The 18,499-nt window shown below is 71.1% G+C and carries 16 protein-coding genes and 1 riboswitch; of the genes, 6 read left to right on the top strand and 10 right to left on the bottom strand.

The genetic code is table 11. The features are described 5' to 3' along the window. Positions 1–4: 4 nt before the first annotated feature. From C7H73_RS13035 to C7H73_RS13025, 3 genes are all read right to left on the bottom strand, one after another. Positions 5–1,663, bottom strand: coding sequence for an acetolactate synthase large subunit (locus tag C7H73_RS13035; RefSeq protein WP_106847040.1), 1,659 nt, complete (start codon positions 1,661–1,663; stop codon positions 5–7). A 73-nt stretch (positions 1,664–1,736) separates the two neighbouring features. Continuing rightward, positions 1,737–2,918 (bottom strand): L-lactate dehydrogenase, encoded by a 1,182-nt coding sequence (locus C7H73_RS13030; RefSeq protein WP_106847039.1) that lies wholly within the window; start codon positions 2,916–2,918, stop codon positions 1,737–1,739. After that, a complete protein-coding gene (locus C7H73_RS13025) occupies positions 2,915–4,540 on the bottom strand; it encodes an FAD-binding protein (protein WP_106847038.1) in 1,626 nt (541 codons plus the stop codon). The genes C7H73_RS13030 and C7H73_RS13025 overlap by 4 nt, the downstream gene beginning before the upstream one ends. Positions 4,541–4,650: 110 nt before the next feature. Between C7H73_RS13025 and C7H73_RS13020 the strand changes: the two genes are divergently transcribed. Continuing rightward, entirely contained in the window at positions 4,651–5,664 is a 1,014-nt protein-coding gene (locus tag C7H73_RS13020) for an AraC family transcriptional regulator (protein ID WP_106847037.1), read from the top strand. Positions 5,665–5,740: 76 nt separating this feature from the next. On the opposite strand, the gene ribB is transcribed toward C7H73_RS13020, so the two are convergent. From ribB to C7H73_RS13005, 3 genes are all read right to left on the bottom strand, one after another. Further along, a complete protein-coding gene (ribB, locus tag C7H73_RS13015; protein ID WP_106847036.1) occupies positions 5,741–6,367 on the bottom strand; it encodes a 3,4-dihydroxy-2-butanone-4-phosphate synthase in 627 nt (208 codons plus the stop codon). Between the two features lie 114 nt (positions 6,368–6,481). Then, positions 6,482–6,658, bottom strand: a riboswitch (FMN riboswitch). A 134-nt stretch (positions 6,659–6,792) separates the two neighbouring features. Continuing rightward, positions 6,793–7,446 (bottom strand): response regulator transcription factor, encoded by a 654-nt coding sequence (locus C7H73_RS15910; protein WP_106847035.1) that lies wholly within the window; start codon positions 7,444–7,446, stop codon positions 6,793–6,795. Continuing rightward, positions 7,443–9,491 (bottom strand): PAS domain-containing sensor histidine kinase, encoded by a 2,049-nt coding sequence (locus tag C7H73_RS13005; RefSeq protein ID WP_106847034.1) that lies wholly within the window; start codon positions 9,489–9,491, stop codon positions 7,443–7,445. Before C7H73_RS13005 ends, C7H73_RS15910 begins: the two co-directional genes overlap by 4 nt. A 68-nt stretch (positions 9,492–9,559) precedes the next feature. Between C7H73_RS13005 and C7H73_RS13000 the strand changes: the two genes are divergently transcribed. The 5 genes from C7H73_RS13000 to C7H73_RS12980 all read left to right on the top strand — a co-directional run bounded on the left by C7H73_RS13000 (position 9,560) and on the right by C7H73_RS12980 (position 15,127). Then, positions 9,560–10,621 (top strand): DctP family TRAP transporter solute-binding subunit, encoded by a 1,062-nt coding sequence (locus C7H73_RS13000; RefSeq protein ID WP_106847033.1) that lies wholly within the window; start codon positions 9,560–9,562, stop codon positions 10,619–10,621. Between the two features lie 114 nt (positions 10,622–10,735). After that, a complete protein-coding gene (locus C7H73_RS12995; protein ID WP_106847032.1) occupies positions 10,736–11,740 on the top strand; it encodes a TRAP transporter substrate-binding protein in 1,005 nt (334 codons plus the stop codon). 134 nt (positions 11,741–11,874) lie between these two features. Then, the gene (locus C7H73_RS12990; protein ID WP_106847678.1) at positions 11,875–12,573 is read left to right on the top strand and encodes a TRAP transporter small permease; all 699 of its coding nucleotides are present in this window, start codon (positions 11,875–11,877) and stop codon (positions 12,571–12,573) included. Beyond that, positions 12,570–13,853 (top strand): TRAP transporter large permease, encoded by a 1,284-nt coding sequence (locus tag C7H73_RS12985; RefSeq protein WP_106847031.1) that lies wholly within the window; start codon positions 12,570–12,572, stop codon positions 13,851–13,853. The genes C7H73_RS12990 and C7H73_RS12985 overlap by 4 nt, the downstream gene beginning before the upstream one ends. A gap of 161 nt (positions 13,854–14,014) precedes the next feature. Beyond that, the gene (locus tag C7H73_RS12980; RefSeq protein ID WP_106847030.1) at positions 14,015–15,127 is read left to right on the top strand and encodes an ABC transporter substrate-binding protein; all 1,113 of its coding nucleotides are present in this window, start codon (positions 14,015–14,017) and stop codon (positions 15,125–15,127) included. 93 nt (positions 15,128–15,220) lie between these two features. Here the strand turns inward: C7H73_RS12980 and C7H73_RS12975 are convergent, their stop codons facing one another. Genes C7H73_RS12975 through C7H73_RS12960 form a run of 4 tightly spaced genes read right to left on the bottom strand, consistent with a single transcriptional unit; the run spans position 15,221 to position 18,429 of the window. After that, entirely contained in the window at positions 15,221–15,550 is a 330-nt protein-coding gene (locus tag C7H73_RS12975; protein WP_106847029.1) for a thiosulfate oxidation carrier complex protein SoxZ, read from the bottom strand. 16 nt (positions 15,551–15,566) lie between these two features. Next, positions 15,567–16,034, bottom strand: a complete 468-nt coding sequence (locus C7H73_RS12970) for a thiosulfate oxidation carrier protein SoxY (RefSeq protein WP_106847028.1) — start codon at positions 16,032–16,034, stop codon at positions 15,567–15,569. A gap of 8 nt (positions 16,035–16,042) precedes the next feature. Beyond that, entirely contained in the window at positions 16,043–17,374 is a 1,332-nt protein-coding gene (locus C7H73_RS12965; RefSeq protein WP_106847027.1) for an FAD-dependent oxidoreductase, read from the bottom strand. Beyond that, entirely contained in the window at positions 17,353–18,429 is a 1,077-nt protein-coding gene (locus tag C7H73_RS12960) for a YeeE/YedE thiosulfate transporter family protein (RefSeq protein WP_106847026.1), read from the bottom strand. Before C7H73_RS12960 ends, C7H73_RS12965 begins: the two co-directional genes overlap by 22 nt. Positions 18,430–18,499 lie beyond the last annotated feature (70 nt).

Here is an 18,499-nt window from a genome sequence, read left to right as displayed (position 1 = left end):
TCCTTCAAGGCGCGATGCTGCGCTTGAGCGCCGCCGCCAGCGGCCGCGGCAACCGGGCCAGCGAGCCCAGCAGGTGCGGCAGCACGCGCAGCTTCAGCCCGGTCAGGGTGGGCGGCACCACGGCCTCGATCAGGTGCGGCCCGGGGGTGCGCAGGGCGTGCTCCAGCGCGGCGGTGAAGCCTTCGGTGGTGGTGGCGCGCGTGGCGGCCACGCCCATGCCGCCGGCCAGGCGCACGAAGTCCAGCGCCGGCGTGCCGATGTCCAGCTGGTCGTGGGCCTTCTTGCCCGCGCCCGCGGCGCCCACGCGCTGCAGCTCCACGTTCAGGATGGCGTAGGAGCCGTTGTTGAAGATGACGGTGACCACGTCGAGCTTTTCGCGCGCCATGGTCCACAGCGCCTGCAGCGTGTACATGGCCGAGCCGTCGCCCGACAGGGCCAGCACCTTGCGCTCGGGGCAGGCGATGGCCGCGCCCACGGCGCAGGGCAGGGCCTGGCCGATGGCGCCGCCGGTGAGCGCCAGCACGTCGTGGCGCGGGCTGCCGGCGGTGAACATCGCCAGCATGATGCCGCTGGTCTGCGCCTCGTCCACGATGATGGCCCGCTCGGGCAGCAGGTGGCCGATGGCCTTGCAGACCTTGTCGGCGGTGAACTTGCCCTGCGGGCGGTCGGGGCGCCTGGGCGCCTGCAGCAGAGGCGCCGCGGCCTGCGCGCCCACCGCCTGCAGCAGGCGCTGAACGCTGGCGGCCACGTCCTCGTCGGCGGCGGCCAGGGTGTGCAACTGGCAGCCGGCGGGCAGCAGGTCGCTTTTCTTGCCCGGGTAGGCGAAGAAGGACACGGGCGACTTGGCGTCCACCAGCACCAGGTGTTCCACGCCCGTGAGCTGCACCGAGGCCAGCTCGGCCAGATAGGCGATGCGCTCCACGTGCGGCAGGCCGGCGCCGCGCTCCATGCGCGCCGGGAAGACCTCGGCCAGCAGCCGCGCGCCGGTGTGCTGGGCGATGCGCGACAGCGGCTCCAGCAGGCCAGCGCGCAGCGCGCGCGTGCCGAGCAAGAAGGCGGTTTTCCTGCCGCTGGCCGCCAGCGCCTGGGCGATGGCCTGCACGCGCTCAGGGGGCGCGGCGGGCGCGGCCGGGGGCGGCGTGCAGGCTTGCGGAACGCCGCCCGGCCCCCACGACACATCGGCCGGCAGCACCAGCGTGGCCACGCCGCCGGGCGGGCCCATGCAGGCGGCGATGGCGTCCACCGCGTCCTGGCACAGGGCGGCGGTGCTGGCGCTGGTGCGCACGAACTGCGGCGAGACGTTGCGCGCCACGGTCTCGATGTCGGACTGCAGCTGGGCGTCGTACTGCACGTGGTGCGTGGCGTGGTCGCCCACGATGTTGAGCACCGGCACCTTGCCCTTGCGGGCGTTGTGCAGGTTGGCCAGGCCGTTGCCCAAGCCGCAGCCCAGGTGCAACAGCGTGGCGGCGGGCTTGCCGGCCATGCGGGCGTAGCCGTCGGCCGCGCCGGTGGCCACGCCCTCGAACAGGGCCAGCACGGCGCGCATGCGCGGCTCGGTATCGAGCGCGGCGACGAAGTGCATTTCGCTGGTGCCGGGGTTGGTGAAGCAGACCTCGATGCCCGCGTCGGCCAGGGTCTTGAGCAGGGCTTGTGCGCCGTTCATGGTGGAACTCCTCACGTTCGGGATGGGTTGGATGCTATTGATTCAATAGCTGCTGGCGCTTTCCCCATAAGGGCTAGGGCCTGATCTGGCTTGAAACCCGGTCCAGCTGTTCCGGGCCGATATCGGCCACGCGCGTGACGCCGGTGAGCGTCATGGCCAGCAGCAGCTCGCGCTGCCAGGCCGCCAGCAGCTGGCGCACGCCGGCCTCGCCGCCTGCGGCCAGCGCCCAGACCCACGGCCGCCCGATCAGCACGCCGCGCGCGCCCAGGGCCAGGGCGCGAAACAGGTCGGTGCCGCTGCGCACGCCGCCATCGACCAGCACCTCCAGCTGGCCGCCCACGGCGCGGGCGATGGCCGGCAGCACCTCGGCCGTGGCGGCCACGCCGTCGAGCTGGCGCCCGCCGTGGTTGGACACGACGATGCCCTCGGCCCCGGCCGCCGCGGCGGCGCGCGCGTCCTGCACGTCCAGCAGGCCCTTGAGCAGCAGCCGCCCGCGCCACTGCGTGCGCAGCCAGTCGATGTCCTGCCAGGTCACGGACGGGTCGAACTGCGCGTCCACCCAGGCCTTGAAGGCGTTCAGGTCGCGCCCGCCGGGCACCTGGCTGGCCAGGCTGCCAAAGGACAGCGGCTTGCCGCGCAGCGCCACGTCCCACACCCAGCCGGGGCGCGCCAGCAGCTGCGATGCGCGCAGCAGCGCCGCGCGCGCGCCCCGGTGGGCCATGCCGTTGCGCACGTCGCGCTGGCGCATGCCGGGCAGGGGTAGGTCCACGGTGAAGACCAGGGTGCGGCAGCCGGCCTGCCAGGCCTGCTCCAGCAGGGCGCGCACGGCGCCGCGGTCGCGCAGCATGTACAGCTGGAACCACGGCGGCGGCGCGCCGGCCGGGGCCGCGGCGCACACTTCATTCAGCCCGCAGATGCCCACGGTGGACAGGGTGAAGGGCACCTGCGCGCCGCTGGCCGCGCGCAGGGCCTGGGCCTCGCCCCGGCGCGCCATCATGCCGGCCAGGCCCACGGGCGCCAGCGCCAGCGGCAGGGCGCAGTCCTGCCCGGCCAGGCGGGTGCGCGTGTCCACCTGGCTCACGTCCACCAGCACGCGCTGGCGCAGCGTGGCCTGGCCCCAGGCCTGCACGTTGGCGGCCAGCGTGCGCTCGTCGCCGGCGCCGCCGTCCAGGTAGTCGAACAGAAAGCGCGGCAGGCGGCCGCGGGCCTGCGCGCGCCAGTCCTGCGCGGTGGCGGGAAACTGCAGGCCGCTCATGGCGCAGCCCTGCCGGTGATGGAGGCTGCGGCGGCGTGCGCCGTCAGGATGCAGCCGGGCAGGAAGGTGCCCTCCAGCGAGCGGCGGCCGCTGGCGCCGCCGCCGCCAAAGCCCGCTGCCTCGCCCACGCAGTACAGCCCGTCGATCGCTGCGTTGGCGCCATCCAGCACGCGGCTTTGCAGGTCGGTGGCCAGGCCGCCCAGGCTCTTGCGGGTGATCAGCTGCATGTGGATGGCGATGAAGGGGCCGGCGCCTTTTTGCTGCAGCGGCGCCGGCGCGCAGGTGCGCAGCTTGTCCGGGCCCCACTGGCGTGCGTGCAGGATGCGGCGGATCTGGTCGTCGTCGTGCAGGCGGAGCGTGCCGCCGGCGGCGAAGTTGGCGTCGAAGGCGTCGGCTGTGGCCTGCAGCACTTCGGGCCGCACGTGGGGCGTGCCGGTGAGCTGGTTCATCTTGGCCGCCAGCCCGGCCAGGGTGTCATCCACCAGGAAGTGCGGGCTGTCCTGCTGCATCTGGCGCACCAGGCGGTGGTTGCCCAGCAGCGTTTCCTTGATGAACAGGGGGAACTGCCGGTCGCGGATGCGCTGGTTGTGCTCGGCGCCGGAGATGGCGAACTCCTTGGCCGCGATGCGCCAGTTCAGGAGGTGCCAGGTCCAGGGCTGGTCTTGCTCGGCCACGCGCTGGCACAGCCAGTGGGTGTCAAAGCCGGTGACCAGCGGCTCGGGGCCGATGCGCTCGCCCCGGTGGTTCAGCCACAGCGCCGACTTCGCCGGAATGGCCGACAGGCCGTGGCCTTCGAAGTGCGGCTGCGGGTGGGGAAAGCCGGCGGCGTAGTTCCACATCTCGCCGGTATTGCGCAGCGCGCCGCCCAGCGCCGCCGCCTGCTGGTGCAGCGCGCCGTCGGCATAGGGGTGGGCGCCGTTGAGCATGGCGGCCGGCAGCGGGCGGCCCGCCGGCCAGTGGGCGCGCGTGCGCTCATGGCTGCCGTTGATGCCGCCCATGGCCAGCACCACCACGGGGGCCTGCAGGCGCTGCTGGGCCCCGGTGTCCTCGTCGGTCACGTGCAGCCCGGCCACGCGCCCGGCTGCGTGCTCGATGGCCGTCACCCGGTGGCGGTGCAGCAGGGTGAGGCGGCCGCTGCCGGCGTCGGCCTCGCGCAGGGCGGCGATCATGCGCCGCGTCAGCTCGCGCGCGGTGCCCCAGACGATGTGGTAGCGCGGCAGCCGGTTGCCTTCGCCGAAGCGCCCGCGCTCGACCCAGTTCACCGCCGGCATGAATTTCAGGCCGTGGGCCAGCAGCCATTCGTACACGTCGGCGCGCGAGCGCTCCACGTAGCGGCGCGCCCACTGCAGCGCGGCCCCGTCGCCGGGGCCCAGTTCGCCAAAGCGGACCCAGTCGGCCAGGGCTTTGTCGGGCGTGTCGGGGATCTTCATGCGCGCCTGCAGCGGCGTGCCCACCAGGGCCATGCCGCCAAAGGCCCACAGCGCCAGGCCGCCCAGGCGCTCGGGGGTGTCGCGGTCCACCAGCGTCACGCGCTGGCCGGCGCGCAGGCAGTGCAGCGCGGTGACGATGCCCGCCAGCCCGCCGCCGGCGACCAGCACGTCGGATTGCAAAGTTGCTGCCATGGGGTGTGTCTCCTGTCGCGCGCTCTGGGGTGCGTGGGGCGGATGCGGCGCGCTGCACGGCAGGGTAGCCGCCTATCATCGGGCCCGGTTGACCTTGGAGGACAGCGCCCTTGACTTTGCAGGCCACGGTTTCGATGAGCTGGGTGGGCACGGTGCTGGCCGCGGCCGAAGGCGCCGGCGTGCCGCGCGCCGCGCTGCTGGCCCGCGCCGGCCTGGGCGCCGACGCGCTGGCGCTGGAGCGCTGGCCCATCGACCACATCACCCGGCTGTGGCGCGCGGCGGCGCACTGCACGCAGGACGCGGGCTTTGGCCTGAAGGCGGGGGCGCTGGTCGGGCCCGGCAGCTTCAACGTGGTCAGCTACCTGCTGCAGTCCGCGCCCAGCCTGCGCGCGGCCATCGGCGTGGTGCAGCAGTACCAGCGCCTGATCAGCGACGGCGGGCGTTTTCAGATGATGGCCGGCGCACAGGCCGGCTGGGTGGTCTATCACCCGCGCCAGGGCACGCTGGCCTTCAGCCCGCACCAGATCGAGGCGGTGCTGGCGGCGGTGGTGGCGTTCTCGCGCTGGGTGACGGGCCAGCCGGTGCGCCCGCTGCAGGTGCAGTTCAGCCAGCCGCGGCTGGGGCCGCTGGCCGGCTACCGCCAGGCCTTCGGCTGCCCGGTCGCCTTCGAGCAGGCCTTCAGCGGCGTGCTGCTGGACAACGCCCTGCTGGATGCGCCCCTGCCCCAGGCCGACGCCCAGCTGGCGCGGCTGCACCACCAGTACGCGGCCGAGCGCCTGGCCGTGCTCAGCCAGGGCCGGGCGCTGGCCCAGGAGCTGCGCAGCTGGATCGCCGCCGCGCTGCCGGCTCGCGTGCCTACGCGCGCCGAAGCCGCCGCCGCCCTGGGTCTGAGCGAGCGCACGCTGGCGCGGCGCATGCAGGCCCAGCAGCTGAGCTTTTCCGCCCTGCTGGACGCCGTGCGCCGCGACGCCGCCCTGCAGGCCGTGGCCCAGCCGCAGCGCCCCCTGGCCGACATCGCCCAGGCCCTGGGCTTTGCCGAGCCGGCGGTGTTCTGGCGCGCCTTCAGGCGCTGGACGGGCTGCACCCCGGCGCAGTGGCGGGCGCAGCAGGCAGCGTCGCCCTGAGTGCTATGCAATCGGGAGCTGCTGGCGCTTGGCAGGCAAGGGCTGGAGGCCGTTGTGGCCTCCAGCCGCAGCGCCGTCAGGCGCAGGCCAGCAGGTCGGCGATGGTCAGCACCGGCAGGCCGTGCGCGCTGGCGTAATCCGTGACCTGTGCGCCGCGCATCATGGTGCCGTCCGGGTTCATCAGCTCGCACAGCACGCCGGCCGGGCGCAGGCCGGCCAGGCGCGACAGGTGCACCGTGCCCTCGGTGTGGCCCTGGCGCGCCCGCACGCCGCCCGGGTGCGCGCGCAGCGGAAAGACGTGGCCGGGGCGCACCAGGTCGGCGGGCCGGGCCTGCGGCTGGATGGCAGCCTGCACCGTGGCCAGCCGGTCGCGCGCGCTCACGCCCGTGGTCACGCCGTGGCGCGCCTCGATGGAGACGGTGAAAGCCGTGCCGTGGGCGCTTTCGTTGTGCTGCACCATGGGCGGCAGCTCCAGGCGGCGCAGGTCCTCATCGGTCATGCACAGGCAGACGATGCCGCTGCCGTCGCGGATCAGCTGGGCCATGGTCTGCTCGGTCAGCCGCTCGGCGGCGACGACCAGGTCGGCCTCGTTCTCGCGGTCATCGTCGTCCAGCAAGACGACGGGGATGCCCTGGCGCACGGCGGCCAGGGCGGCATCGACGCGCTCTTGCGCGCGCGGGGTGGTGCTGTGGGGTTGAGACATGCAAACGCTCCTCGTGAACTGGGTTGAGAAGACGTTTTCGGGGCGCGCAGCCGCACGCGCCCCCGCGCGCACGGCCCTGTGACAGGGCCGCGCCGCGCGGGCGTGCACGGGCTTGCGCATCTTCTTTCATCCGGACTGTGACCGTCGGCTCTGGTGTGTGGCCAGATCTGCTGACCCCGCCGCCCCGGCAGGCCGGGGCGGCGGGCGCTCGCGGGCTCGCGAAGCCCGCGGCGCGGTGCCGCTGCTTCGCCTACCGCCGGTGGGGAATTTCGCCCCGCCCTGAAGACGCGATACCGGCCCGGGGGCCGGTGCCGGCATTGTAGAAAGGAAGGCAAAGGCCCTGCGCTGCCTGCCGGAAAATAGGAGCCAAAAAGGCCTTCAGCCCTTGTGCAGCAAGCGCCAGCAGCTCCTGTTTCAGGAGTGCCTCAGCGCCCCTCGCCCCAGGGCGCCAGCCGCCCCAGCTTGTGCGCCAGCTCGATGGCTGACTCCACGCCCATCTTCTCGAAGATGTTGGCGCGGTGGAACTCCACCGTGCGGGCGGTGATGCCCAGGTGCTCGGCGATGTTCTTGTTGTAGTGCCCGCGCAGCAGTTCGTCGAGCACCTCGCGTTCACGCGGGCTCAGCGAGGCCAGTGCGTGGCGCAGGCGCCCGGCCTCGCGCTCGGCCTGGCTGACGTGCAGGGCGGCCTGCATGGCCTGCTCCACGCGGTCCACCAGCATGTTGTCCTGAAAGGGCTTTTCCAGAAAGTCCCAGGCGCCGTTCTTGACCGCATCCACGGCCGTGCCCACGTCGCCATGACCGGTCAGAAACAGCACCGGCCAGGGGCAGCCCAGCGTCTTGAGCTGCTCGAACGTGAGCGGCCCGGACAGCGGCTGCATGCGCACGTCCAGCAGCACCACGGCCAGGCCCCAGTCGCCGCTGGCCTGGCGCTGGCGGGCGGCGGCCAGCAGCGCTTCGCCGCCGGCCCAGGTGCGCGCCTGCCAGCCGCGCGAGTCGAACAGCCAGGCCAGGCCGTCGCGCACGTCGGCGTCGTCGTCAACGATGTGGATGTCCACGGCGCGCAGGGGCTCGGAGGTCATGCGGAGAAGGAAGAAGGGGCAGAAGCTGCCGCCAGGGGCAGCTCGGCGGTGAAGAGGGCGCCGCCCAGCAGCGCGTCCCGGCCCACCAGGATACGCCCGTGGTGCGCCTCGGCGATGGAGCGGCAGATGGCCAGGCCCATGCCCATGCCGCCTTCCTTGGTGCTGAAGAAGGCGTCGAAGATGCGCGCCTGGGCTTCCTCGGGCACGCCGGGGCCGTTGTCGGCCACGGCCAGGCACAGGTAGCCGGGGGCACCGGGGCAGGGCTGCAGGCGCACCTGCACCTGCGGTGTCTGGCCCGCGCGGCGCGCCCAGTCCAGCGCGTTGCCGCACAGGTTGTGCACCAGGTGCTCCAGCAGCAGCGCATCGCCCCGCACCCAGGCCGGCTCGCCCTGCAGCTGCAGTTGCAGGGCGGCGCCGTGGGTCTCCTGGGTGGCGGCGGCGGCGCGGCGCACCAGGGGCACCAGGTCCAGGCGCTTGAGGTTGAGCTCGCGCCGGCGCGCAAAGGCGTTCACGCGCTGGGTCACGCCGCCGGCGCGTTCGGCCAGCGCCGCCATGCGGCGCACCACGGCCTGCAGTTCGGACTCGGTGATGGTGCCGCGCTCCAGCCGGTTGAGCAGGCCGCTGGCGAAGCTGGACAGGGCGCCCAGCGGCTGGTTGAGCTCGTGCGCCAGGGTGGAGGCCACCTCGCCCACGGCCACCAAGCGGGCCGAGGCTTCGAGCTTTTCCTGCTGCGAGGCGGCCAGCTGCTGGGCGCGCTTGCGCTCGCTGATGTCCAGGATGGAGCTCATCCAGCCCAGCTGGGTGCCGTCGGCGGTGGTCAGGGGCGCCTCGTGGATCAGCACGTCCACCAGGTGGCCGCTCTTGTGGCGAAACTGCACCTCGATGCCCTCGGGCTGCGTGCCCTGGCGGATCACGCTCTGGTGCAGCGCGGCCAGGCGCTCGGCCTGCTCGGGCGGCCAGTAGGGCAGCGGTGCGCGCGTGCCGCGCAGCTCCTCGCTGCTGTAGCCCAGCATGGCGCAGAAGGCGTCGTTTACATACAGGATGCGGCCGCCCATGTCCCAGGCGCGCATGCCGATGGTGACCGAGCCCTCCATGGCGGTGCGCAGCGCCACCTCGGCCTGCAGGCGCTGCTGCACCTGCTGGCGCTTGCCGAAGTCGCGCCGCAGCGCCGCCAGCGCCGCCAGCATGCCCAGCAGGAACAGGAGCGCCACCAGAAAGAAGATGCGCGGCACGGGCGAGGTGCGCGCACCCTGCGGCACGACCTCCAGCAGCAGGTCGGTGCCGGGCAGGTTCATGACGGTGCGGTAGGGCGGGGCCAGCTCGGTGGCGGGGGCCGCGGGCGCGCCGTCCACCACCAGGCGCACGGTCTGCTTTTGCAGAAACCACGGCGGCAGCAGCGCGTCCACGGCCTGGCGCATGGCCAGCTGCACGGCGTACATGCCCACCAGCCGCGTGCCGTCGAAGTAGGGCACGGCCAGCCAGACACGGTCGGTGGCCTCGCCCTCGGCCGTTCGCATGGGGCCGGCGTAGCTGGCGCGGCGCAGGCCGCGCACGATGTCCTGCAGCGTCTGCAGGGCCTGCCGGTTGTCCTCGTGGCGCGCCACGTCTTCGTACCAGGCGGCCACGTCGCCGCCGCCCGGGCCCTGCTCGGTCAGCCAGGCCTGGGCCAGCACCACGCCCTCGGCGCGCTGCAACAGGCCGGCGGGCAGGTCGCTGTCGGCGTCGCCCGGGCGGGTGCGGCCGCTCCAGGCGAGCGGGCCGTCCAGCGCGGCCTGGCGGGCCTGCTGGGCCACGTCGTCCTCCAGCCGGCGAAAGTGAAACTGCACGCTTTGCTCCAGCCACTGGGCGTCGGCGCCGCGGCGGCGCTCCTCCTCTTCGCTCTCGAAGCGGTTCAGGTACCAGACCAGAGCCACCACGGCGGCCACGATGAGCACGGCCAGGCCCATCATCCACAGCACCGTCCAGCGGCTGCGGTCGGGCAGGCTGCGCGTGCTGGCGTGCAGCAGGGTGAAGTCGTCGGCGGGCGGGGGCGTGGGTGGAGGCACGGCGCAGTGCGGGGCGCGGCAGCAGGGAAGGGCAGGGCAGGGAAAAGGCGCTGGCGATAATACCGGCCATGTGCGCCGCACCCCGCAACAGGCTCTCACGCCGCCGGTTCGCGCAGGCCCTCGGCCTGGCGGTCCTGCCGGGTGCGGGTGCGGGTGCGGGTGCGGGTGCGGGTGCAGATGTGGCGCGGGCGGCGCAGCGCGCGCGCGTGACCATCCGCCTGTCGCACGTGGTGGCGCGCCAGACGCCCAAGGGCCTGGCGCTGGAGCACTTTCGCGAGCGCGTGCGGGTGCTCAGCCAGGGCGAGATCGAGGTGCTGATCTACCCCAACTCGCTGCTGTACGGCGACGAGGACGAGATGCAGGCGCTGCAGCTGGGCGCGGTGGACATGCTGGCGCCCTCGCTGTCCAAGTTCGGGCCCATCGGCTTTCCCGAGTTCGAACTGTTCGACCTGCCTTTCATGTTCGACGCCACCGCGCAGGTGCACCGCACCATGCAGGGCGCGGTGGGGCGCGAGCTGCTGGACCTGCTGTCGCGCCAGCGCCTGCTGGGCCTGGGCTACCTGGACAACGGCTTCAAGCACATGAGCGCCAACCGCCCGCTGCTGGCGCCCGCGGATTTCGTCGGCCTGCGCGTGCGCATCCAGTCCTCGCGCGTGATCGCGCACCAGATGCGTGCGCTGGGCGCCAAGCCGGTGGTGCTGACGTTCGGCGAGACGCACCGCGCGCTGGCCGCGGGCGTGGTGGACGGCACGGAAAACCCGGTCTCCAACTTCTGGACCCAGCGCATGCACCAGGCGCAGACCGACCTGAGCCTGACGGCGCACGGCTACCTGGGCTACGCCATCGTGGTGCACCAGCAGTTCTGGCAGTACCTGGAGCCGGCCGACCGCGCCGTGGTCGAGCAGGCCCTGGCCGAGTCGCTGGCCTGGGGCAATGCCATCGCCCAGCAGGAAAACGACGAAGCCCTGGCCGCGCTGCGTGCCAGCGGCGCCACCCGCATCCACGCGCTGGATGCGGTGCAGCGCCAGCGCCTGCGCCACGCCACGCGCGGCGTGCATGAAGCGCTGGCCGCGCGCATCGGCGCGGACTGGCTGCGGCGCATGCGCGGCGCTGCGGCCGCTGCGGCCTGACGTTGCGGGTTGCTACGTACGGGTTGTCCCTAGCTGTGGAACACCACAGTTACAGCGCGTAAGCGCGTTCTCTAAAGTGCGCAGCGTCGTGAACCCATCTACAAGGAGACTGTCATGCGTTTTCCCGTGAAAAGCATCCTCGCCGGCGCCCTGCTGGCCTTCGGCGCCACCTTTGCCCAGGCACAAACGGTCATCAAGTTCAGCCACGTCGTGGCCCAGGACACGCCCAAGGGCAAGGCCGCCGAGTTCTTCGCCAAGAAGGCCGGCGAGCTGACGCAGGGCAAGGTCAAGGTCGAGGTCTATGCCAACAGCGCCCTGTACAAGGACAAGGAAGAGATGGAGGCGCTGCAGCTGGGCTCGGTGCAGATGCTCGCTCCGTCGCTGGCCAAGTTCGGCCCGCTGGGCGTGAAGGAGTTCGAGGTCTTCGACCTGCCCTTCATGTTTGACAACCGCGATGAGCTGCACAAGATCACCACTGGCGACGTGGGCGCCAAGCTGATGAAGAAGCTGCAGACGCGCGGCATCACCGGCCTGGCCTTCTGGGACAACGGCTTCAAGGACTTCTCGGCCAACCGGCCGCTGCACGCCGTGGCCGACTACAAGGGCCTCAAATACCGCATCCAGTCCTCCAAGGTGCTGGAAGAAGAAATCCGCGCGCTGGGCGGCATTCCCCAGGTGATCGCCTTTGGCGAGACCTACCAGGCGCTGCAGACCGGCGTGGTGGACGCCACCGAGAACCCGCCGTCCAACTTCTACACCCAGAAGATGCACGAGGTGCAAAAGCACGTCAGCCTGACCAAGCACGGCTACCTGGGCTATGCGGTCATCGTCAACAAGAAGTTCTGGGACGGCCTGCCCGCCGACGTGCGCGGCCAGCTGGAAGACGCCATGCGCCAGGCCACGGCCTACGCCAACCAGATCGCGCAGGACGAGAACGACCGCGCCCTGGAGGCGGTGAAGGCCAGCGGCAAGACCACCATCTACACGCCCACCGCCGAAGAGCGCGCGGCGCTGAAGAAGGCGCTGGTGCCGGTGCACGAGAAGATGTCCAGCCGCATCGGCAAGGAAATCATCCAGGACGTGTACAAGGCCACCGGGTTCGATCCCAAGAAGCTCTGAGCCCTTTCGGACCGAGCTGAAAAGAGACCGCCGGGGCGCAGCGCAGCACCCCGGCAAAGAGGGCGCCCAGGCGGGCGCCCTCGCCGTGCAAGCCGCACCGCGCACCGACCTTCTCTGCGGAGAACCATCCCATGATGAAAATCCTCGATCACCTGGAAGAGTGGCTGATCACCTTCCTGATGGGCGCTGCCACGCTCATCGTCTTCGTTGCCGTCCTGCACCGCTACACGGCGGGCTATGCCATTCCGGGGCTGCAGGACTGGCTGCTGTCCATCAACATGACCTGGGCGCAGGAGCTGACCATCATCATGTTCGTGTGGATGGCCAAGTTCGGCGCGGCCTACGGCGTGCGCACCGGCATCCACGTGGGCGTGGACGTGTTCATCAACCGCATGGGCAAGGACACGCGCGGCAAGTTCATCATCTTCGGCATGGGCGCGGGCGCGCTGTTCACCGGCATCGTGGCCCTCATGGGCGCCACCTTCGTCTGGGACAACGGCGCCCACTACGCCTTCTTCAAGCTGGCCGGCATGAACGTGGAGGAGCTCATCGAGGGCCCCACCACGCCCGACCTGGAATGGCCCACCTGGATCGTCTATAGCGCCATCCCGCTGGGCAGCGGACTGATGTGCTTTCGCTTCCTGCAGGTGCTGGTGGGCTTCATCCGCACCGGCGAGCTGCCGCACCACGACCACGGCCATGTGGACGGCCTGGAGGAGACGGCGGAAGAAGAGAAGGTGCAGAACACCGAGTTCTACAACCTGCAGGACAACCTGCACCCGGACGAGGACAAGCCTGGCAACGACCCCAAGAACGCAGGTGACCGCAAATGAACGCCGCCATCATCTTTTTCATCCTCGCGGCGCTGATGCTCACCGGCATGCCGGTGTCCATCTCGCTGGGCCTCACCGTCCTCACCTTCCTGTTCGGCTTCACCGACGTGCCGCTGGAATCGGTGGCATTGAAGCTGTTCACCGGCATCGAGAAGTTCGAGATCATGGCGATCCCGTTCTTCATCCTGGCCGGCAACTTCCTCACGCATGGCGGCGTGGCGCGGCGCATGATCAACTTCGCCACCGCCATGGTCGGCCACTGGTATGGCGGCCTGGGCCTGGGCGGCGTGCTGGCCTGCGCGCTGTTCGCGGCGGTGTCGGGCTCCAGCCCGGCCACGGTGGTGGCGATCGGCTCCATCTTGCTGCCGGCCATGGTCAAGGCGGGCTTTCCCAACCGCTTCGGCGCGGGCGTCATCACCACCTCGGGCGCTTTAGGCATCCTGATCCCGCCGTCCATCGTGATGGTGATGTACGCCGTGGCTACCAACACCTCGGTGGGCGCGCTGTTCATGGCCGGCGTGGTGCCGGGCCTGGTGCTGGCGCTGGTGCTGGGCGGCGTGACCTACTGGCGCGCGCGCAAGTACAACTACCCGCGCCTGCCAAAAGCCTCGTGGGGCGAGCGCTGGCTGGCGTTTCGCCGCTCCGCCTGGGGCCTGTTCCTGATCATCGTGGTCATGGGCGGCATCTACGCCGGCATCTTCACGCCCACCGAGGCGGCCGCCATGAGCGCGGTCTATGCCTTCATCGTCGCCGTGTTCATCTACAAGGATCTGACGCTCAAGGACGTGCCGCGCGTGCTGTTGTCCTCGGCCAACATGAGCGCGATGCTGCTGTACATCATCACCAACGCGGTGCTGTTCAGCTTCATCATGACCAACGAGAACATCCCGCAGGCGCTGGCCGACTGGATGCTGGGCAACGGCCTGGGCGTGGTCGCCTTCCTGCTGGCGGTGAACGTCATCCTGCTCTTGGCCGGCAACTTCATGGAGCCGTCGTCGATCATGCTGATCTTCGCGCCCATCCTGTTCCCGGTGGCCATGAAGCTGGGCATCGACCCGATCCACTTCGGCATCATCATGGTGGTCAACATGGAGGTCGGCATGTGCCACCCGCCCGTGGGCCTGAACCTGTACGTCGCCTCGGGCATCACCAAGATGGGCATCACCGAGCTCACCGTGGCCGTGTGGCCGTGGCTGCTGGCGATGCTGGGCTTCCTGATCGTGGTGACCTACGTGCCCGAGCTGAGCCTGTGGTTCCCGCGCATGCTGGGCATGCTGTAGCGGCCAGGGCCGCACCTGTGGAACGCCACAGTTACTGTTTGTTTAAAAGTTGCCTACAGTCAATCCCGAGGTCGGTCCATCCGGACTGACCCGGGGATGCAAACCGAAACGCATGCCGGCCTCGCGCCGGCATGCGTTTTTTTGGAAATGACAGGCAGGCAATGTTCAAACTGACGATGAAGGCGGCCCTGGCCGCCGCTGTAGGGGTGGGAGTGGCGCTGGCGGCGCAGGCACAGATCCGCATCGGCCAGACCGTGGGCGTGACGGGGCCGGTGGCGGCCACCGTGAAGGAGTCCATGGCCGGTGCCCGGCTGCACTTCGACCAGGTCAACGCCCGGGGCGGCGTGCACGGCGAGAAGATCGAGCTCATCACCCTGGACGACGCCTTCGAGGTGAAGAAGGCCGAGGCCAACGCCCGCACGCTGATCGAGGACAAGGGCGTGCTGGCCCTGTTCATGACCCGCGGCACGCCGCACACCGAGGCCATCTACCCGCTGCTGGAGCAGCACCGCGTGCCGCTGGTGGCGCCCTCCACGGGCGCCATGGTGCTGCACCAGCCCGTCAAGCCCTTCTTGTTTCATGTGCGCGCCACCTACCAGCGCGAGGCCGAGCGGGCCATGGCCCACCTGTCCAGCCTGGGCCTGCAGCGCGTGGCCATCGTGCACGTGGACGACAGCTTTGGCACCGACGGCCTGCAGGGCGCGCGCAACGGCCTGAAGAAGGCCGGGCTGGAGCCCGTGGCCGTGGCCAAGTTCGACCGCAGCAAGCCCCAGTTCACGCCCCTGCTGCCCAGCCTGAAGGCGGCCGAGCCGCAAGCGGTGCTGGTCATCGGCTCGGGCACGGCCGTGGTCGAGGGCCTGCGCGCCCTCAAGCAGGCAGGCATCGGCGGGCAGCACCTGACGCTGTCCAACAACTCTTCCAACGGCTTCATCCAGATGCTGGGCCAGGACTCCAAGGGCATCATCGTCGGCCAGGTCATGCCCACCAGCCCCAGCTATCCGCTGGTCATGCAGGCCGCCACGCTGGCCAAGGCCCAGGGCATGGACGACCTGAGCCCGGCCATGCTGGAGGGCTTTGCCGGCGCCAAGGTGCTGGTGGAGGCGCTGCGCCGCGCCGGCCCCCGGCCTACCCGCGCCAGCTTGCACCAGGCACTGGACAACCTGGGCCGCTTCGACCTGGGCGGCCTGGCCCTGGACTACCGCAGCGACCACCACACCGGCCTGGAGTTCGCCGAGCTCACCGTCATCGGCAGCAGCGGCAAGTTCCGCCGCTAAGCTATCTTTTCAATAGCTGCCAGCGCTTGTCCCATAAGCGCTGGAGGCCGTTTTGATGCTTGGTGCCTGAGGCTTGAAGCCTGAGGCTGCGCTTCAGCCCACCGTGATGGCCTTGGTGGCGCTGACGCTCTGGCCCGCGTCGTCCTTCCACAGCAGCTGCAGTTCGCCGCTGGTGCGCGCCAGGAAGGTGAACTCGATGTAGGGGTTCTGCGCCACGGAGATGCCGGGCTCCCAGGCGAACAGCAGGGCGGGCCCCAGGCGCGCCTCGAAGCGCGTGACGATGTTGCGCGGGCGGATCTTGCCGGCGCCGTCGCTGCGCAGGCCGCTTTCCATGGCGTGCTCGATCTGGGCGCGCACGCGCAGCACCTCGCCCGCCTTCGGCGCGGCGTTGCTGACCCAGACGCGGGGCGGTTTCTGGTTCATGCGGATCTCCTTGTGGTCACATGCCGCAGCCGCTGGCGGCCACGGTGACGGCCTGGCTGGCGGCCAGCACCTTGCCGCTCTTCATGCGGGCCAGGGCGTGGATGGTCTGCGACTGCGACAGGCGCACGCGCACGGCGGCCTCGGCCGTGCCGGCGGCCGCCGTGAACTGCAGCCGGCAGGCCAGCGGCGAGGGGTTCAGGTCGGCCAGCACGATCACTTCCTCGCACCAGTCCTGCTCGGTGATGGGCCAGGTGACCTTGACCTTCACCGGCACCGCGCCGGGGTTGTCGGCCAGCGTGGGTACGTCCAGCAACAGGCCCTCGGCCTGGGCCGGCCGCCCCTGCGTGAAGTCGGCCATGGCCTTGCGGAACGCCGCCGGGTTGGGTGCCAGGGCGTCGGCCAGCGGCGCCTTGCTCTGCTGGGCCAGGGCCGCCGCGCCCGGCAGGGCCAGTGCGGCGCCGGCAATCAGGGTTCTGCGTTGCATGCCGTGTGTCAGATTGCGAGGAAATCGGAGAACTTGGAGCGCGCCCAGGCGAAGTCTTCCTTCACCAGATCGGCCGAGCGCACGTCCATGTCGATCTGGTTCTGGATGACCTGTCCCGTAGCGTCCACTTCGTACTCGAACTTGACCGAGATCTCTTCCTGCGGCTCGGTGTTGACCATCATGTAGCACAGGTTGTCGGGCAGCAGCGCCCTGACCTCCTGGCCCGCCACGCGCTGGGCGATGTACTTGGCGACGATCTGGCCGATGTAGTTGGCCACGTGCGCGCTCTTGGGGTAGTGGCCGAACTGCGGCGAGATGGCGCCCATCAGGTCGCCCACGAAGTACACGCGGTCGTCGCCGTTGGCGTGGAACAGGCGCGTGTGCATGTCGGCCCAGCCGGTGGGCTTGCCCGTGGCGGGGTCCTTGCCGATCAGGCCGGCGTGCCAGACCATGTCGGCCGCCTGGTGCGGCGGCATCAGGATGGCCTCGTCGAATTTCAGCTCGCCGGCCGTGGTCTTGATGCGCTTGTTGAACGGATCGACCTCCTGCACGCGCGCGTTGGGCACGTGGGTGATGATGTCCGGGTACAGCTCCTCGAAGGCCTGCTGGTAGCCCATGCCGATCGGGGCGATCTTGGGCTTGGGGTCCAGGATCACGATCTTGCCCGGGATCTTGTTCTTCTTGATGTGCGAGGCGATCAGGCAGGCGCGCTCGTAGGGCGAGGGCGGGCAGCGGTGTGGCGGCGGGGGCAGCGTCATGACCAGCGTGCCGCCACGGAAGTCCTTCACGCGCTGCTTGAGCGCGAGCATCTGCTGGTTGGGAATGTAGGCGCTGGCGAAGTGCGCGCGTGCGTGGTCGATGGCGCGCTGGTCGTCGCCGAACCAGGCATCCCAGGCGTCGCGGATGCCGCCCGACAGGATGAGGTAGTCGTACTCGACCAGGCCATGGCCGGTGCGCACCAGCTTCCTGTCGCGCTCGAAGCCCGTCACCTCGGTCTGCAGCAGCGTGTAGCCGTACTTGTTGGCCGGGCGCAGCATGTCGTGCTGCACGAAGTCGGTGTTCACGATGTCGATGAGCCACTTGTTGCTCATGGGGCCGGACCAGAAGGTGGCATTGCGCTCCAGCACCACCACGTCGGCATCGGGGATCTGCTCGCGCAGGTAGCGCGCGGCCGTGAGGCCGCCCCAGCCGCCGCCGCAGATGACGATGCGCGGGCCCTTGCCGCGGAGCGGCAGGATGCGCGACTGCGCGGAGATGACGGCCGGTGCGGCCAGCACGGGGCCGGCCGCGGCGCCCAGGGCCAGGGCGGGCGGGGTGATCAGGAAATGGCGGCGTTGCATGGCGAGGCTCCCTCCTTGTGGAACGGCGAAAAAAACGAGTGCAGGCGCAGCGCGCCCAGGGCGCCCGCGGCGATGCCCAGGCAGGCGGGCAGGCTGGCCAGGGCCAGCGTGGACAGGCCGGACAGGCACTGGCCGATGGAGCAGCCCACGGCCAGCACGCCGCCGAAGCCCATCAGCAGGCCGCCGCAGGCCGCGGCGGCCAGGCGGCCGGCGCCGTCAAAACCTTCCCAGCGGGCGCTGCGGGTGAGCAGCGCGGCGGCTGCCGCCCCCGCCAGCGTGCCGGCCACGATGGCCGGCCCCAGGCTGGGCGCGCGGCCCACGGCCAGCTGCAGGAACAGCAGCCCCTCGGCGACCGGGCCGATGAAGCTCAGCGAGGTCAGCGGCGCGGGCTCGAACGGGTCCACGCCGACCTGGGCGGTGATCCACCAGCCGGCCGCCACCAGCGCGCCGATGGCGGCGGCGCACAGCAGCTGCACCGGCTGGCGGCGCAGCACAGGGCGCCATAGCGCAAAGCCGAGCAGCGCCAGCGCTGGCACTGCGGCGGCGCACAGGGTGGCGGCGCCTGCCGGCAGGCCCAGCGCGGTCAATTGTGCAGGCAGCGTGGCCTGGGTCAGGGCGACCGTGCCCCAGCCCTGCAGCGTCTGGCGCAGCGGGGCCAGCACGCCGGTCAGCGTGGCCTGCGCTGCCAGGCCCAGGCACAGCAGCGTCACCAGCGCGCGCAGGTTGCCGCCGGCCAGCAACACCAGGGCGCGCGCGCCGCAGTGGCGCGCCAGCGCCATGCCGGCGCCGAACAGCAGGCCGCCCAGCAGCACGCCGGGCACGGAAAACTTCGCGCGTACGACCTGCGCCGCGCTCAGGTCCACCAGCCCGGCCCAGGCCAGCGCCTGTGAGGCCAGCAGCGCCACGGCCAGCGCCAGGGCAAAGGCCTGCAGCGCCGGTGCGCCCTGCACGGGCCGAACGTGCCACTCGCGCAGTCCGCGCATCAGGCAAAAACGCCCCAGCCGCGCCGCCACGCCAAAGGCGCAGCCCAGCAGGAAGCCGGCCCAGAGCAGCATGTCAGTACCCTCCTGCGCTGCGCACCGCGCGAGACTGTTGCGGCAGGCGCGCGGCAGGCCAGCAACCGCC

It is taken from the genome of Pulveribacter suum (assembly GCF_003013695.1).
Taxonomy (GTDB): Bacteria; Pseudomonadota; Gammaproteobacteria; order Burkholderiales; family Burkholderiaceae_C; genus Melaminivora; species Melaminivora suum.
This window is presented reverse-complemented; position numbering and strand designations above follow the sequence as displayed.